Genomic DNA, 16,126 nt, shown 5'->3' on the forward strand with positions numbered 1-16,126 from the left:
GGGCCGGTCGACCTGGCAGCGCTCGAGAACGGTGCCTACGTCTCGGCGTGCTCCAACATGTTCTACAGCTCCCCCAACAATCTGCTGTTCCCCGGCCCGGCCGCGAGGAACTCGGGATCGGGCTTGCCGCGGCCCAGTACCCGCAACCGCGCCACGCCGCCGTCCGGGTAGATCGACAGTTTCACGTGCGTCCACCGCGCGTCGGAGGCGACGGCGAACCTGTTCTCGCTGTCGCCGTCGACCGGGCTGCGCGCGACGATGGTGGTCCACTCGGTCTGCGTGCGCAGCTCGTCCGGGGACGGGAAGCCCTGCACCTCGGCGGCCTCGACCGAAATCTCCGGCGGGTAGTTTCCGGTGAACCACGAGGTGTCGACGACGATTGCCGAGACGACACCCGGTGCGCCGAGACGCACGATGGCCTCGTCGTAGCCTGCCTCGCGTCGCCGACGCGTCTCCCACCCGTCGTAGATCTGACCCTTGTGCCCGAACGTCGCGGTCGAGTAGTCGGCCTTGCCGGGACTGACGAGATTCTCCTTCTCCGCGAACGTCTCGTCGTTCGCCCACACGACTGCGCCTCCGAGAGTGCGGACAGCGAGATCGGGCAGAGGCAGCGGGAAGGTGGAGGTCATGGGATCACACTTTACTGGTCTCGCGTGAGCTCATCGGGTTGTGTGCAGACCGACGCCGCAGAGCCGCCGCGACCATCAGTAGCGCGCCGATCACGATGTAGAGCGTCAGGCCGAGTGCGGGTTGCCCCAGTCCGGTGCCGGAGAAGTACACGATGCTGCGTACGCCCTCGGTGCCGATGCCAGGGGTGATCCACCGACCGATCGAGGCGTAGAGCGACGGCAGTACATCGGACCCGAAAGCGCCTCCTGCACTGGGGTTTCCGAGAATGACGAACAGCGCGATGGCGGCGGGCACCGCCGCGACACCGATCAGGGCGCGCAGGCCCATGGTGAACAGTCCGGTGGCGAAGACGACCCCGGTGCCCAGCAGGGTCAGTGGAAACCAATGGCCGGCAAAGGTTTCCAGTACATGGGTGGTGAGGAATGCGCCGAGAGTGCCGGAAGCGAGGGAGTACACCGCGAGAATGCCGACGTGCATCCAGGTTTCGCGGCGCGAGGTCGGTGCCCCGATCAACAGTCCGAATGCGGCAGCCAGAAGGTAGCCGCCGACGACCCACCCGACCGAGAGATAGAAACCGGACAACCCTCGGTTGTCGTGCACACCGACCGGGATCTCGTCGCGCACCACGAACTGGCGGCCCTGGGCGGCGTCGACCTCGGTGAAGATCGATTGCAGCGCGGTGGCTTCGGAGCTGCCTGCTGCGCTGGCGGTGATGAGCGTGTCCGTCCCGTTCGCGCCGACGACATAGGCCCCGATGACTTCCCTGTCGCGGAGCAGTGAACGGACCTCGGCGGTATCGGCCGCGGTGCGTGCCTCGAGCGGGGCGCCGTCGATGGCGTTCAGGCGATCGGTCGTCTGCTGGTCCAGCCCCTCGGGGAGACCGGCTTCGGTCACCACCGCGATGGGGATCGCATGCGGAGTCGGCTGATGAAACGCCGAGACGTAGCTGAGGATGAAGCCGAGCTGAAGTATCAGCACCGCGGCGGCGAGCAGTGACATCTTGCGCATGGGTGACTCCTGAATCTTGTCGATACCCGAGGTATTCAATACTCTAGGTATCGTGAATGCCGACGAGCAAGAAAAGTGGGGGTCGACACAGTCGCAGCGACGACCGCAGCGTGCCGACGTTCGAGATCGACTGCTCGCCGCCGCAGCGGACGAGTTCACCGAAAATGGCTATGCCGCAGCCAAACTCACCGACATCGCAGACCGCGCCGGCTTCACCAAGGGAGCCGTCTACTCCAATTTCGAGTCCAAGCAAGCGCTGTTCGCCGAGCTGCTGGCCAGGCGGTCCCTCGACCTCGCGGCCCGCGTACTGGCTCACATTTCCGATCTGGACCCCGGCGCGGCCGCCGGAGCGGGCGGCGGAGAGATCGCGTCGTGGGTGGTCGCCGAACCCCGCTGGCCGCTGCTGACCGTCGAATTCGGGATTCTCGCCGGACGCGACCCGGCCGTCGCGGAGCGCTATCGCACCGACCGTCGAGCACTCCGGCGCGAGCTCGAACGCCTCATCGCCGAGCGAGCGGACGACTGGGGAGTCGGCGAGAAATTCGATGCCCGACGCCTCGCGACGTCACTGGCGGCCTTGATCTCCGGATTGGCCGTCGAACATTCGGTGGATCCGGAGGAAATCGACGAGGGAGTCATTGCCGACGCGGTCTCCGAACTGTTCGCGGGAGCGATAGCTAGGGCACATCTCGATTGAGGGACACGGCACCGGGTAACCGGGACAGATGAATGCTCAGAATCCCGATCCCGACGTCACCGCAGGACTCGAAGCCGGTGGCAGTGTCACGCCAGGAGACACCCCGCCCGCCGAAACGGGAGTCGGCGGCCCCAATCACGAACCGCCGCAGCGCAGCCGTGTCATGCCGATCCTCATCATCGGTGTGGTGGCGTTACTGGCGATCCTGATCGCCGGTGGACTGATCGGTCGCGTCGTCGGTCTCTTCGGCTGATCCCGGGTCGGCGGCCCGTCCGTACTCGGCGAACAGGTCAGTACTGCGGCCAGCCGCCCTCGGGCCCGAGCAGGCGATCCAATCGAATGTGGTTGATCTTCGCCAGCTCGTCGCGCATGATCTTGCGTTCGGTCCGATCGTCGTTGTCGAGTCGATGGCCCAGATCCACCAGGATGTCGCGCGGCTCGAAGCCCTCGGGCTCGAACAACCCGCTCCAGATGTACGGATAGCCGAATCGCTCGCAGTACGCGCGCGCCGCGGTCACCAGAGCGCCTCGCGTATCGGCGTTGATGGCTGCGCACACCTTGCTCGGCTCGGGACGCGTTGCGGCCAACATGTCCATGTCGCCGTCCGACAGCTCCGCCAGTTCCGCGTCGGCTGCCGAGAACAGCTCTGCCCGCGAGCGATACCTGCGGCCGTCCGCCACCCTGGACGCCCACGCCACCGAGCAACAACACTCGTACAACGCATGCACCGCCTTGCGGCGCGGCAGATCGTTGAACGTCTCCAGGCCGAGTCCCTGATGCATCAGCATGGATAGATGGTGAGCCTCATTCGGCGTATGCACCAGAGCTGAGCAGGGACTTAGCGCAGACGTTACGCGCCGTAACATGCGGTGCGGAGATGGGCGACTCTGCCGCTAGGCTCGCAGGCATGACGGAACGAACCTGGAAAGCCTTCTCCGTGGAGATCGCCGACCACATCGCGCAAGTGACCCTCCTCGGACCGGGCAAGGGCAATGCCATGGGCCCGGACTTCTGGAGCGAGAGCCCCGAGCTGTTCGCTCAGCTCGACGCCGATCCCGAGGTTCGTGCAGTCGTGCTCGCGGGCTCGGGCAAGAACTTCACCTACGGACTCGACCTCGCCGCGATGGCAGGAACCTTCGGTCCGCTCATGGCGGACAAGGCACTGGCCGGTCCCCGAACGACGTTCCACGACACAATCAAGACGATGCAGAAGGCCATCAACGCCGTCGCGGACTGCCGCAAGCCCGTCGTCGCGGCCGTGCAGGGCTGGTGCATCGGCGGTGGCGTCGACCTCATCACCGCCGCGGACGTGCGCTACGCCAGTGCCGACGCGAAGTTCAGCGTGCGCGAGGTGCGGGTCGCGATCGTCGCGGACATGGGGTCGTTGGCTCGACTGCCCGCGATCATCGGCGATGGGCACATGCGTGAGCTGGCACTGACGGGCAAGGACATCGACGCCGCGCGCGCCGAGAAGATCGGCCTGGTCAACGATGTGTTCGAGGACCATGACGCCGCCCTCGCCGCTGCTCGCGAATGCGCCGCCGCCATCGCCGCCAATCCGCCCCTGGTGGTGCAGGGCATCAAGACCGTGCTGGATCATTCTCGATCCTCCAGTGTCGATGATTCCCTGCGCTACGTCGCGGCCTGGAACGCCGCCTTCCTCGCCTCGCACGACCTCACCGAGGCGATCACCTCGGTGTTCGAGAAGCGACCGGCGCAGTTCACCGGTAACTGACGTGGTCGAGTTCGCCGAGGAGCTGGGCACGCAGCTGGTTCGGCTGCAACGCCTGCGTGAGCGCAACATCGCTGCGATCTCGTCCTCGGGCGGTGTCGACGGTGCCGCGTACGTATGCTTGTTCCGGCTCCTGCGCGACGGACCGATGCGGTCGAGTGAACTCGCCGCCATGGTGAATTCCGATCCGTCGACGGTGAGCAGGCAGGTGGCTCAGCTGGTCGAACGGGGGCACGTCGAGCGGCTGCCCGACAAACGTGACGGTCGAGCGTTCGTGCTCGCGGTGACCGCGTCGGGTCAGGAAGCAGCGTCGGCGATCCAGCAACGACGAACCGACAATCTCGGACGGGTGATCGAGGGGTGGACACGGCAGGACCGAGAATCGCTCGTGACGTTGCTCGATCGTTTCTTGACCGATTACGAAACCATCAGGCCGGACCTGCCCGACCGTCGCGCAGGTAGCGTCTGATCGGCGGGCGATCCACGATCGGGGCGATCGAGGCAGTGCGCAGTCGCTCGTAGAGCAAGCGCGGACGGAGGGGATGCTGTGCCGATCGGTCGTGACAAGCCGTTGCTCGCGTCCGATGCCGGGACCCGTCGGAACTCGGTACGACTCGAACGCCGGGTGGCGCGAGGAATCGCCGTGCTGGTGCCCTCGTTCGGTCTCATCGGGGCGATAGCGATGCTGTCCTCGGACGGTCCCGTTGGACCGACGGCTGTTGTCGTGTGCCTGATGGTCTTGCTGTCGACTCTCCCGGTAGGGGCATGGTGGTGGCTGCGCTCGGCGGACGCCTCCCACATGCCGGGATGGTTCGTCGTGTACGCCGACGTGGGCGTGTCGACGATGCTGCTGACCTTCGACGACCGTGATCTCGCGCTGTACGGCGCTGCCCTGTTCGCCGTGATCGGGACCTACATCGCGTACTTCTCGCGGCGAACCGTGCTCAAGTTCCACACGGCATTCGTCAACGCGGTCATTCTGCTACTCGCAGTACTCGCCCTGGTCGAGCGGCCGGAGGATCCGGCGTCGATCCTCGCCCGCACCCTCGTGACGGTTCTGGTGGTCAACTCGGTACTCGCGTTCCGCGCAGTGATCCAGCGCCAACTCGATCTCGCCAACACGGACTCGCTGACCGGACTGCTCAACAGACGCGGCCTGGAATTGCGGCTCCAACGCATGATGAACTCGCTGGACGAGCACCGTTCCGTCGCACTGATGGTGGTCGATCTGGACCAGTTCAAGCGCGTCAACGACACCTACGGTCATGCGGTGGGGGACCGAGTGTTGCGCCGGACGGCCCGCAGGCTGACGGCGGTCACGGGCACGCGGCCGTGCGTGGCACGCACCGGCGGCGAGGAGTTCACCATCGCGCTACCGGTCGACGATGCCGCCGCGCACCGGATCGCCCACGAGATCCTCGAGTCGATTCACGACCCAGCCGACGACGTGCCGGTGACGGTCAGTGTCGGGGTGGCCCTGCTCGACGGCAGTCGATGGTCCACCGCCACCGAGTCCGGTGACAGTGCCGATCTGGTCCACAACGTGCTGCTCGACGCCGACACGGCGATGTACGAGTCCAAGCACGCGGGCGGAAACAGAGCAACGGTGTACGCCGGCGAATGATCCGCCGGCGTACACCGTTCGTCGTTCGGGGAAGAACGTGTTCCGTGCGTCAGCGCAAGGCGCTCTTGGGGTCGTTCCACAGCTGATCGGTGAAGTCCTCCAACGCGACGAGAACGATGGTGTCCTCGGTACGGCGCAGGATCGACTTGCTGGCGCGCACCTGCACGATATCGCCGGTCTTGTCGGTCATCCGCCACAGAGAATCCGCGCGGGTGGCCACCGTCGTGAGGAACATGTCGGCGACGTTGACACCCTCCGGAGCCCGGTCGGGGAAGATGTCGTGCAGGTGGAAGTCCTCCCGCTCGGTGCGGTCGAGACCGAACAGATCGTCGAAGGCCTCGTTCGCGAACACGATGGCACCGGTGGGGTCGACCGCGAGGATCGGCACCGGGATCCGGTCGAGGACGACCGTCACCGGCAGATCGGGAAACTGAGTCGGATCCGAAATCGGTCGCGAATCGAGATTGCGCCGATCACCGTTGGAAGTGCTGTCGGTCATACGTCTCCCCAAACTATGTTTCGTCGGCCCACGGCCGAGACGAGGTGTGTGGTGCCGAAACGATCAGTGACCCGGATTGTCCGCCAAGCGCTTGAATGATGCAGCGATTTCGGCCTCTGCCTCTGCGCGCCCCACCCAGTCTGCCCCGGTGACGTGCTTGTTGGGTTCGAGATCCTTGTAATGGACGAAGAAATGCTTGATCGCATCGAGCTCGAACGTCGAGACGTCGCTCAGGTCCTGGATGTGATCCCAGCGGGTGTCACCGGCCGGAACGCACAGCACCTTGTCGTCGCCGCCGGCCTCGTCGACCATCTTGAACATCGCCACGGGGCGGGCCTCGACGATGACGCCGGGGAACACCGACTCGGGCAGCAGCACCAGTGCGTCGAGCGGGTCGCCGTCCTCGCCGAGCGTGTTCTCGATGAAGCCGTAATCGGCTGGATACGCCATCGCGGTGTAGAGGTAGCGATCGAGGCGAACACGTCCGGTGACGTGGTCTACCTCGTATTTGTTGCGCTGCCCCTTGGGGATCTCGATGGTGACGTCGAACGGCACGTGCAGTCCTCACTGTTGTCGTCGAGCCGGAACGGCTCGAGTCGTTGGGAATGTGTCGATGGTGGCGGCGCAAGGCTACCGGACCCGAGGATACTGTTGACTGGACGATCATGGGTACGACCACGGCAGTTACGGAGGAACGGTGGCGGGGCTGACACGGCGGTTCCTCGGCCCCACAGCGGGTCGACGGCGCAGGAAGAAGCGCGTGATCCTGACGCTGTGTGCGCTGTTCGTGGTGATCCTCGCTGCGACGACCGCCGCGCTGGTGCTGCCGTCGGTGTCCGACGGTGCCGAGACTGCCATCGAGCCTCCGCCCGAGACAGTGCTGCCCAACCCGCTGATCACCCCGTTCCCGGAATCGGCACCGATGCCGAACGCTGCAGGTCTGGCAGCGGCGCTGGCCCAGGTGGTCGACGATCCAGCCCTCGGCACGTTCACCGGAACCGTCGCCGACGCGCAGACCGGGCAGGTGCTCTGGTCCCAGAACCCCGACACCCCGATGACACCTGCCTCGACCACCAAGGTGCTCACCGCGGCGGCTGCGATGCTCGGGCTGCCGGCGGATCATCGTGTCACCACTCGCGTGGTCCAGGGCAGTGGCGAGGGCGACATCGTGCTGATCGCGGGCGGCGACCCCACCCTCACCGCGCTGCCGGTCGGCACCGACGGGTTCTATCCCGGGGCGGCGCGCATCGACGACCTGGTGGAGCAGATTCGGCGCAGCGGAACGGTGGTGCGCAGCATCGGCGTCGACACCTCGATCTATTCCGGTGACACGATGGCGCAGGGCTGGTTTCCCGCCGACATCGCCGCCGGTTCGATCACTCCGATCGAACCGATCATGCTCGACGGCGGACGATCGAACCCACTGGTCGACGAGTCCCCACGCAGCACCACCCCGGCACTGGACGCGGGCCGCGCACTGGCCGCCGGGCTGGGCGTCGACCCGGCGGCGGTGACGACCGGCAAGGCCGCCGACGGGGCCGATCAGATCGCATCCGTCGAATCCGCGCCGCTGCGAAACCGCCTGCAGCAGATGATCTATCGCTCGGACAACGTTCTCGCCGAGGCCATCGGACGCGAACTGTCACTCGAAATGAACACGGCAGCAAGCTTTTCCGGTGCAACGGCAGCGATCGGGCAGACCCTGTACTCCGCAGGTTTCGACATGACCGGACTCACGCTCGAGGACGCCAGCGGGCTGTCGGTCGACGGCAGGATTCCGGCCAGGCTGCTCGATCAGGTGTTGACGTCGGCAGCCGGAACCGAGCAGCCTGCGCTGCGTCCGATGCTCGATTACCTTCCCGTTGCCGGTGCCACCGGAACCCTGACGGATCGATATGCCTCGGGGAACCGAACCGGAGCGGGGTGGGTTCGAGCCAAGACCGGAACCCTTTCTGCTGCAAGCGCTCTGGCGGGATATGTCGTCGACGTCGACGGCCGAATCCTGACCTTCGCCCTGATGTCCAACGACCGGCCGCCCGACGTCAGTCGCCCCGCCCTCGATGCCGTCGCATCGACCCTGAGATTGTGTGGTTGCCAGTGAACACGGACGCAGCTACGAAAGCCGACGACAGTGCAGCCACGTCCGGTTTCGCCGGAGCCGTCGACTGGTCCGTTGCGGCCAAGACCGGAGCGAAGCTGGCCCGCAAGGGCCCGGCCACCTCTCGCTACACCGCCGCTGCTGCCGTGGAAGAGCTTGCCGCCGCATCCATTCGGGCCGAGGGGCCGGTTCGCGAGACCACCGGTCTGGCCGACGGACTCCCCGTGCCCGACGCCCAGGTGGTCGACCGCGCCGGCTGGATCGCGGCGGCCGCGTCGTCGATGAAGCACCTGACCGGAGACGACGACGGCACGCCGCCGTCGGGTCTGCTCGGCGGAAAGCCGGCCGGGCTGCAGGCCGGAGCGATGCTGGCGTTCCTCTCCAGCGCCATTCTCGGACAGTACGACCCGTTCACCGGCGAGAACGGAACGCTGCTTCTGGTCGCGCCCAACGTGATCGCCGTCGAGCGGGCGCTTCGCGTGTCGCCGAGCGACTTCCGGCTGTGGGTGTGCCTGCACGAGGTGACACACCGAGTGCAGTTCTCCTCCGCTCCCTGGCTCGGCGGCTACATGCGCGAGAACGTGGGGGTGCTCTCCGACGGCACGGACGAGCCGCTCACCGATGTCGCCAACCGGCTGACCGGAGCGCTGAAGGCCCGCAAGAATCCGAGCGGGGCGTCGAAGTCCGAGGACGCAGGCATCGTCGGACTGCTACGCGCCACTCAACCGCAGCCGCAACGCGACGCCATCGACCGACTCCTCGTGCTGGGCACCCTGCTCGAGGGTCACGCCGACCACGTGATGGACGCCGTCGGACCGGCCGTCGTGCCGACCGTGACGCAGATTCGCGGTGCCTTCGATCAGCGCAGGCAACGCAAGGTGAACCCGCTCCAACGCGTCGTCCGGGCACTGCTCGGCATGGACGCGAAGATGGCGCAGTACGTGCGCGGCAAGGCGTTCGTCGATCATGTCGTCGCCACGGTGGGAATGGAACGCTTCAACACCGTGTGGACGGGCCCCGACACGCTGCCGTTGCTGTCGGAGATCGAGGACCCGGACGCCTGGATCGCGCGAGTTCTGGGCTAGTGCTCCTGCCTGAGGGGCCCGCACTGTTGGAGGTCAGGCGTGCGGTGCGTGGTTGGTTGTCGGCCTATCCGGGACCGGTTGCCGTCGCGCTGTCCGGTGGCGCGGATTCGCTCGCTTTGACGGCCGCGACCGTGGCCGAGGCCCCGAACGTGCGCGCCTTGATCGTCGATCACGGTCTGCAGGCCGGCTCGGCGGAGGTTGCGGCGACGGCTGCGGCGCGGGCGTCGGAGTTGGGAGTGGTCGATGCGCGCGTGCTGCCGGTGCAGGTGACCGGCTCGGGTGGGACGGAGGCCGCCGCCCGCCGGGCCAGGTACGACGCGTTGGATCGCGAGCGCGGCGACGCGTCGGTGCTGGTGGCGCACACCCTCGACGATCAGGCCGAAACGGTGCTGCTCGGGCTGGGGCGCGGATCGGGCCCGCGGTCGATCGCGGGCATGGCGGCGTTCGATGCGCCGTGGGGTCGGCCGCTGCTCGGGGTTCGACGCAGCGTGACCAGGGCTGCCTGCGTCGAGTTGGGGATGGAGCCGTTCGAGGATCCGCACAACATCGACCCCGATTTCACTCGGGTGCGGTTGCGTCAGGAGGTGCTGCCCCTGCTCGAGGACGTGCTCGGCGGTGGTGTCGCCGCTGCGCTCGCCCGGACCGCCGAGCAGTTGCGCGAGGACGGCCGGGTGCTCGACGCGATGGCCGAATCCGTCGTCGCGTTGGGTGCACCGGAACTGAAGGTGTCCTCGATCGACTCGCTCGACACCGCGATTCGTCGCCGCGTACTGCGCCGATGGTTGCTCGGCCGGGGTGTGACGTCGCTGACCGACCGGCAGATCCGGGCCGTCGACGCCCTCGTCGGACGGTGGACCGGCCAGGGCGGGGTTGCGCTGCCGGGAGGAACGCCCGACGCCAGGTTGGTGTGCTCGCGTCGGCATGGCAGGCTGAGCGTCGGCCTGGAGAACGAATGAAGGGAAACCCCGTGTACGAGGGCGACATCGAATCGGTTCTCATTTCCGAGGAACAGATCAAAGCGCGCACTGCGGAACTCGCAGAAGAGATCGCCCAGCGGTATCCCGAAGGCGCACCCGAAGGTGACCTGCTCCTGGTCGGTGTCCTCAAGGGCGCGATCATGTTCATGACCGACTTCGCCCGGGCCCTGCCCATCCCGGCGCAGCTCGAGTTCATGGCGGTCAGCTCCTACGGCTCGTCCACCTCGTCGTCGGGTGTCGTCCGGATTCTCAAGGACCTCGACCGCGACATCACCGGACGCCACGTGCTGATCGTCGAGGACATCATCGACTCCGGTCTGACGCTGAGCTGGCTCAAGCGCAACCTCGCGACCCGTTCGCCTGCCTCGCTGTCGGTGGTGACGTTGCTGCGCAAGCCCGACGCCATCAAGGTCGACGTGGAGGTCGCGAACGTGGGCTTCGACATCCCCAACGAGTTCGTCGTCGGCTACGGCCTCGACTACAACGAGCGCTACCGAGATCTGCCCTACATCGGTCTGCTCGATCCCAAGGTCTACAGCTGAGCTGTTTTCTTCGGTTCGTCCGGTCCACCCCGTTCGCGTGAATGGACCATTGCCGCGCCGAGACGTGTGCAAGGGTCCATCGATGCGGATAGTGTGCCCGACAGGTGGGGAACTGCCGGGGGAGTGCAGTCGTTGGAGGGGAAGAAGCGTCGACGCAAACAGGTGCGTGGACGCACAGCGCCAGGTATGAGCGAGTCAGATGTCCGAGTCTCGCGCTAGCCTGGAGTATCCGGCGGGCAGGGAGCAGCCAGCGCGCGGGAGCGGACTGAAAGGACACGGCCGACTCGGCTGAAGCTGTATGAATCGGAAGACAGTAATACGAAATCTTGCCATCGTTTTCGGCATTCTGTTGGTGATCTATGCCTTCAGTTACTTCGGTAACGACACGCGGGACTGGAAGACGGTCGACACCTCGGTGGCGATCGCCCAGCTCGACGATCGCAATGTCGAGTCCGCGCAGATCGACGACCGCGAGCAGCAGATCCGGCTGACTCTGCGGGAGGCGTCGGACGCCACCGACAACGAGACGCAGATCATCGCCAAGTACCCGGACTCGGCGTCGGAGCAGATCTTCGACAAGGTCGACTCGCAGGGCCTGGCGAGCTACAACACCACCGTCACCCAGGAGAGCTGGTTCAGCTCGTTCCTGCTGCTGATTCTTCCGATGGTGCTGATCCTCGGCGTGATCATCTTCGTCATGAGCCGCATGCAGGGTGGCGGCCGCGGCGGGGTCATGGGCTTCGGCAAGTCCAAGGCCAAGCAGCTGACGAAAGACATGCCCAAGACCACGTTCGCCGATGTCGCAGGCGCGGACGAGGCCGTCGAAGAGCTCTACGAGATCAAGGACTTCCTGCAGAACCCGGCGCGCTACCAGGCGCTCGGTGCCAAGATTCCGCGCGGCGTGCTGCTGTACGGCCCGCCCGGAACCGGCAAGACGCTGCTCGCGCGCGCCGTCGCAGGCGAGGCCGGCGTCCCGTTCTTCACCATCTCCGGCTCGGACTTCGTCGAGATGTTCGTCGGCGTCGGTGCATCCCGTGTGCGCGACCTCTTCGAGCAGGCCAAGCAGAACAGCCCCTGCATCATCTTCGTCGACGAGATCGACGCCGTCGGTCGCCAGCGCGGCGCGGGCATGGGCGGCGGACACGACGAGCGCGAGCAGACACTCAACCAGCTGCTCGTCGAGATGGACGGCTTCGGTGAGCGCACCGGCGTCATCCTCATCGCCGCCACCAACCGCCCCGACATCCTCGACCCCGCCCTGCTGCGTCCGGGCCGCTTCGACCGCCAGATCCCGGTCGGTGCCCCCGACCTGGCCGGCCGTCGAGCAATCCTGAAGGTGCACTCGGCAGGCAAGCCCGTTGCTCAGGACGCCGACCTCGAAGGTCTCGCTAAGCGAACCGTCGGGATGTCCGGTGCCGACCTGGCCAACGTCATCAACGAAGCAGCACTGCTCACCGCTCGCGAGAACGGCACCGTCATCACCGAGGCGTCGCTCGAGGAGTCGGTCGACCGCGTCGTCGGTGGCCCGCGCCGCAAGAGCCGCATCATCAGCGAGCACGAGCGCAAGATCACCGCGTACCACGAGGGTGGTCACACTCTCGCCGCGTGGGCGATGCCCGATATCGAGCCCGTCTACAAGGTCACCATCCTTGCTCGCGGTCGCACCGGCGGCCACGCGATGACGGTGCCCGAGGACGACAAGGGCCTGATGACGCGGTCGGAGATGATCGCTCGACTCGTCATGGCCATGGGTGGCCGTGCAGCGGAGGAGCTCGTCTTCCACGAGCCGACAACCGGTGCGTCCTCGGACATCGACCAGGCGACCAAGATCGCCCGCGCGATGGTCACCGAGTACGGCATGAGCAGCAAGCTCGGAGCCGTTCGGTACGGGCAGGAACAGGGCGATCCGTTCCTCGGCCGTTCGATGGGCCAGCAGTCCGACTTCTCGCACGAGGTCGCCCGCGAGATCGACGAGGAGGTGCGCAAACTCATCGAGGCGGCGCACACCGAGGCGTGGGCCATCCTCAACGAGTACCGCGACCTGCTCGACACCCTTGCCTCGGAGCTGCTCGAACGTGAGACGCTCACCCGCAAGGACCTCGAGAAGATCTTCCACAGCGTCACCAAGCGTCCGCGCATCACCCTGTTCAACGACTTCGGTGATCGCAAGCCCTCGGACAAGCCACCGGTCAAGACGCCCCGCGAACTCGCCGCCGAGCGCGGCGAGCCGTGGCCTCCGGTACCGCCGGCCCCGAAGCAGCTTCCGCCGCAACAGTTTCCGCAGCCCAGCTACGCCGGTTCTCCGCAGCTGACCAAGGGTGGCTACCCGAACGGAAGCAACGGATACAACGGCGGACCGACCAACGGCGTGCCCACCAACGGTGCCCCATCGAACGGTGCTCCGACCAACGGTGGCCCGGTCAACGGATCACCGAGCACCGGGGACGTCGATGCGCCGAACACCGGTGGTGGCCGACGCAGCGCCCCCGCAACCGGCGGTTACAACGGCGGTGGCTACAACGGTGGTTACGGCGGCCCGACCAACGGAGGCGCTCCCAACGGGGGCGGATACTCCGAAGGCCAGCGTCGGCAGGAACCTCGCTCGAGCGGCCCCGGCCAGGGCTCGCGTCCCGATTACGGTGCCCCGGCCGGATGGTCGGCTCCGGGTTGGCCTCCGCGCGACCAGCCTGCGGTTCCCCGGTACCAGGGACCGACCACGCCGCCGGTTCACGATCAGCCGAACCGCGAGCAGCCGGGATCGGACCAGAATCGGTACGAGCCGCCGCAGGGTCAGCCTCCGACGTACCGACAGCACCCGACCTACCAGCAGCCACAGGCATACCAGCCGCCGACCGCTGCGCCGTCGAACCAGCCGCCGACGAATCAACAGCCGGGATATCAGCCGCCGCAGTATCAGCCGGATCCGTTCCGGCCGGACACTCGGGACCAGGGTCGTAACTCTCGGCACGAGCCCCCGTACGGCCAGCACGAGGACGATGCCGGACCGGCCGAAGCGTCGCCACCCACGTGGGAGGTTCCGACTCCATCGCAGAGCTATCCGCTGCCCGGAGACGATCGTCCCTCGCACAACCCGTCCGAGGACTCGCGCCGAGACGAGCGAGCAGAGGACGACGGCGACGAAGGTCCACGCACCCAACGCTGGGAAGGGCCGGGCGGTTCGTACCGCTAGGTCGGTCATTAGGCTGGCTGGGTCGACCGTTTCGGTCGGCCCAGTCCGTCGTTCGAACCGTGCTGCAGGTCGGCGCAGCTGCTCCGTGAGGAACAGGTGCGGTTCGGCCCAGCTGTCACATTCGCGGAGCCCAACCGGAGGTACGTTCTCGTGTCAGTCAACCGGACCGACGAGTCGATAATCGACTCGGCAGAAGTCCCAGCAGCGCAGCAGCGGGCAGTGGAACAGACAGTGGCCTACGCCACCGGTGCGGTCTTCGACCAGCCTCGTGCCGAGGCCGCAGTGCGTGAGCTGTTGATCGCCGTCGGCGAGGATCCGGACCGTCCGGGTCTGCTCGACACGCCGGCCCGCGTGGCGCGTTCCTACCGTGAAATCTTCGCCGGGCTCTACACCGACCCTGACACGGCGCTGAACACGACGTTCGACGAGGGGCACCAGGAACTGGTGCTCGTCCGCGACATCCCCATGTTCTCCACGTGCGAGCATCACCTGGTCTCGTTCCACGGCGTCGCACACGTCGGGTACATCCCGGGCAAGAGCGGCAAGGTCACCGGCCTGTCGAAGCTCGCGCGCGTGGTGGACATGTACGCCAAGCGCCCGCAGGTTCAGGAACGGCTGACCAGCCAGATCGCCGACGCGTTGATGCGCAAACTCGACCCGCGCGGTGCGATCGTCGTGATCGAGGCCGAGCACCTGTGCATGGCCATGCGCGGCATTCGCAAGCCGGGAGCCAGCACCACCACGTCGGCGGTGCGGGGTCTGTTGCAGTCCAGCGCGGCATCGCGTTCGGAAGCTCTGGACCTGATCCTGCGGAAATGACGCGTCCGGTCGAGTCCCGATGAACCCGGCGCGCAGTATCCCCCCGGCACCGGTCGTCATGGGTGTCCTCAACGTCACCGCCGATTCGTTCTCCGACGGCGGTAGGTACCTCGATGTCGATGCCGCCGTCGAACACGGACTGGCGATGCACCGTCGCGGAGTCGACATCGTCGACGTCGGTGGCGAGTCGACGCGTCCCGGAGCAGACCGGATCGACCCGACGCTCGAGGCGCAGCGCGTCGTGCCGGTCATCGCCGCGCTGGCCGCAGCAGGGGTGACCACCAGCGTCGACACCATGCGTGCCTCGGTCGCCGAGGCGGCGATCGATGCCGGGGTCTCGATCGTCAACGACGTCTCGGGTGGTCGGGCGGATCCGGCCATGGCCGGGGTCGTTGCGGACGGTGGATTGCCGTGGATCCTGATGCACTGGCGGGCCGCCGGATCCGAGTATCGGCACGCCGGACCGGCCGATCGATACGACGACGTGGTCGCCGACGTCCGCGGTGAACTGCTCGAACAGGTCGATCACGCGGTGGCCGCGGGCGTGGACACGGCGATGCTCGTGCTCGATCCCGGCCTCGGATTCGCCAAGAACGCCGAGCACAACTGGCAACTGCTGCGGGGCCTGCCGGACTTGGTGTCGGCCGGCTTCCCAGTACTCGTCGGTGCTTCCAGGAAGCGTTTTCTCGGCTCGCTGTTGGCGGACGACGACGGTACTCCGCGGCCGCCGGACGGGCGAGAGATCGCCACGGCCGTGGTGTCGGCGCTCTCGGTCGCTGCGGGTGCATGGGGTGTCCGGGTACACGACGTGCAGGCGTCACTCGACGCGGTCGCCGTCGTTCGGGCATGGCAGGGTGATCGGGCATGAGCGAGATCAGCAGCCGCGTCGGCGCGGGGACGCGTCGCGGCGACCGCATCGAACTGCGGGGCCTGACGGTGCGCGGCAATCACGGCGTCTTCGACTTCGAGAAGCGAGACGGGCAGGACTTCGTCGTCGACATCACCGTGTGGATGGACCTGCGGCCCGCGGCCGAGACCGACGACCTGACCCGAACGCTGCACTACGGAGAACTGGCCGAGCACGCTGCGGCCGTCGTCGCGGGCCCGTCCAGGGACCTGATCGAGACGGTCTCGGCCGAGATCGCCGAGGTCGTGTTGGCGTACGACTCACGCGTCGACGCGGTGGAAGTGGTGCTGCACAAGCCGTCGGCCCCGATCCCGCTGA

General features: G+C 66.9%; 17 protein-coding genes and 1 pseudogene. 13 read left to right on the forward strand and 5 right to left on the reverse strand.

Features of this window, described 5'->3' with window-relative positions:
- Window positions 1-92 precede the first annotated feature (92 nt).
- Both CH256_RS01355 and CH256_RS01360 read right to left on the reverse strand, forming a co-directional pair.
- Window positions 93-629, reverse strand: a pseudogene (locus CH256_RS01355) (allantoicase); the annotation flags it as partial.
- A gap of 4 nt (window positions 630-633) precedes the next feature.
- Window positions 634-1,638 carry a hypothetical protein gene (locus CH256_RS01360; RefSeq protein ID WP_068053624.1) on the reverse strand — a complete coding sequence of 335 codons (1,005 nt, stop codon included), beginning with the start codon at window positions 1,636-1,638 and terminating at the stop codon, window positions 634-636.
- Between the two features lie 52 nt (window positions 1,639-1,690).
- Here CH256_RS01360 and CH256_RS01365 point away from each other — a divergent pair, with 52 nt between their 5' ends.
- Window positions 1,691-2,335, forward strand: a complete 645-nt coding sequence (locus CH256_RS01365) for a TetR/AcrR family transcriptional regulator (RefSeq protein WP_179271959.1) — start codon at window positions 1,691-1,693, stop codon at window positions 2,333-2,335.
- A 28-nt stretch (window positions 2,336-2,363) separates the two neighbouring features.
- Entirely contained in the window at window positions 2,364-2,588 is a 225-nt protein-coding gene (locus CH256_RS01370; RefSeq protein ID WP_068283967.1) for a DUF6480 family protein, read from the forward strand.
- 37 nt (window positions 2,589-2,625) lie between these two features.
- Here CH256_RS01370 and CH256_RS01375 read toward each other — a convergent pair whose 3' ends face one another.
- A complete protein-coding gene (locus CH256_RS01375) occupies window positions 2,626-3,123 on the reverse strand; it encodes a 2-oxo-4-hydroxy-4-carboxy-5-ureidoimidazoline decarboxylase (protein ID WP_068053631.1) in 498 nt (165 codons plus the stop codon).
- Window positions 3,124-3,242: 119 nt separating this feature from the next.
- On the opposite strand from CH256_RS01375, the gene CH256_RS01380 reads away from it, so the two are divergent.
- The 3 genes from CH256_RS01380 to CH256_RS01390 all read left to right on the forward strand — a co-directional run bounded on the left by CH256_RS01380 (window position 3,243) and on the right by CH256_RS01390 (window position 5,691).
- Entirely contained in the window at window positions 3,243-4,070 is an 828-nt protein-coding gene (locus tag CH256_RS01380; RefSeq protein ID WP_068053633.1) for a crotonase/enoyl-CoA hydratase family protein, read from the forward strand.
- Between the two features lies 1 nt (window position 4,071).
- The gene (locus tag CH256_RS01385; protein ID WP_256989325.1) at window positions 4,072-4,536 is read left to right on the forward strand and encodes a MarR family winged helix-turn-helix transcriptional regulator; all 465 of its coding nucleotides are present in this window, start codon (window positions 4,072-4,074) and stop codon (window positions 4,534-4,536) included.
- Between the two features lie 78 nt (window positions 4,537-4,614).
- On the forward strand, window positions 4,615-5,691 hold the full coding sequence (locus tag CH256_RS01390) for a GGDEF domain-containing protein (protein ID WP_094668677.1): 1,077 nt from the start codon (window positions 4,615-4,617) through the stop codon (window positions 5,689-5,691).
- 49 nt (window positions 5,692-5,740) lie between these two features.
- Here the strand turns inward: CH256_RS01390 and CH256_RS01395 are convergent, their stop codons facing one another.
- Both CH256_RS01395 and CH256_RS01400 read right to left on the reverse strand, forming a co-directional pair.
- On the reverse strand, window positions 5,741-6,190 hold the full coding sequence (locus tag CH256_RS01395) for a PAS domain-containing protein (RefSeq protein WP_032395173.1): 450 nt from the start codon (window positions 6,188-6,190) through the stop codon (window positions 5,741-5,743).
- A gap of 63 nt (window positions 6,191-6,253) precedes the next feature.
- Window positions 6,254-6,745: an inorganic diphosphatase gene (locus tag CH256_RS01400; RefSeq protein ID WP_068053642.1), complete on the reverse strand. Its 492-nt coding sequence runs from the start codon at window positions 6,743-6,745 to the stop codon at window positions 6,254-6,256.
- 142 nt (window positions 6,746-6,887) lie between these two features.
- On the opposite strand from CH256_RS01400, the gene dacB reads away from it, so the two are divergent.
- The 8 genes from dacB to folB all read left to right on the forward strand — a co-directional run.
- The gene (gene dacB, locus CH256_RS01405) at window positions 6,888-8,291 is read left to right on the forward strand and encodes a D-alanyl-D-alanine carboxypeptidase/D-alanyl-D-alanine endopeptidase (protein ID WP_094668678.1); all 1,404 of its coding nucleotides are present in this window, start codon (window positions 6,888-6,890) and stop codon (window positions 8,289-8,291) included.
- Window positions 8,276-9,373 carry a zinc-dependent metalloprotease gene (locus CH256_RS01410; RefSeq protein WP_094668679.1) on the forward strand — a complete coding sequence of 366 codons (1,098 nt, stop codon included), beginning with the start codon at window positions 8,276-8,278 and terminating at the stop codon, window positions 9,371-9,373. Before dacB ends, CH256_RS01410 begins: the two co-directional genes overlap by 16 nt.
- On the forward strand, window positions 9,373-10,329 hold the full coding sequence (tilS, locus tag CH256_RS01415) for a tRNA lysidine(34) synthetase TilS (RefSeq protein ID WP_068053652.1): 957 nt from the start codon (window positions 9,373-9,375) through the stop codon (window positions 10,327-10,329). The genes CH256_RS01410 and tilS overlap by 1 nt, the downstream gene beginning before the upstream one ends.
- 11 nt (window positions 10,330-10,340) lie before the next feature.
- Complete coding sequence (gene hpt / locus CH256_RS01420) at window positions 10,341-10,892, forward strand: hypoxanthine phosphoribosyltransferase (RefSeq protein WP_094641392.1); 552 nt, start codon at window positions 10,341-10,343, stop codon at window positions 10,890-10,892.
- A gap of 298 nt (window positions 10,893-11,190) precedes the next feature.
- Complete coding sequence (gene ftsH, locus CH256_RS01425) at window positions 11,191-14,082, forward strand: ATP-dependent zinc metalloprotease FtsH (RefSeq protein WP_094668680.1); 2,892 nt, start codon at window positions 11,191-11,193, stop codon at window positions 14,080-14,082.
- Window positions 14,083-14,301: 219 nt separating this feature from the next.
- A complete protein-coding gene (folE, locus tag CH256_RS01430) occupies window positions 14,302-14,901 on the forward strand; it encodes a GTP cyclohydrolase I FolE (protein ID WP_037195562.1) in 600 nt (199 codons plus the stop codon).
- Window positions 14,902-14,920: 19 nt separating this feature from the next.
- The gene (gene folP, locus CH256_RS01435; RefSeq protein WP_179271960.1) at window positions 14,921-15,769 is read left to right on the forward strand and encodes a dihydropteroate synthase; all 849 of its coding nucleotides are present in this window, start codon (window positions 14,921-14,923) and stop codon (window positions 15,767-15,769) included.
- A partial coding sequence (gene folB / locus CH256_RS01440) for a dihydroneopterin aldolase (protein ID WP_094668681.1) occupies window positions 15,766-16,126 on the forward strand: 361 nt, incomplete at its 3' end. The genes folP and folB, both read left to right, overlap by 4 nt.

Source organism: Rhodococcus sp. 05-2254-6 (assembly GCF_002258565.1).
GTDB lineage: Bacteria > Actinomycetota > Actinomycetes > Mycobacteriales > Mycobacteriaceae > Rhodococcoides.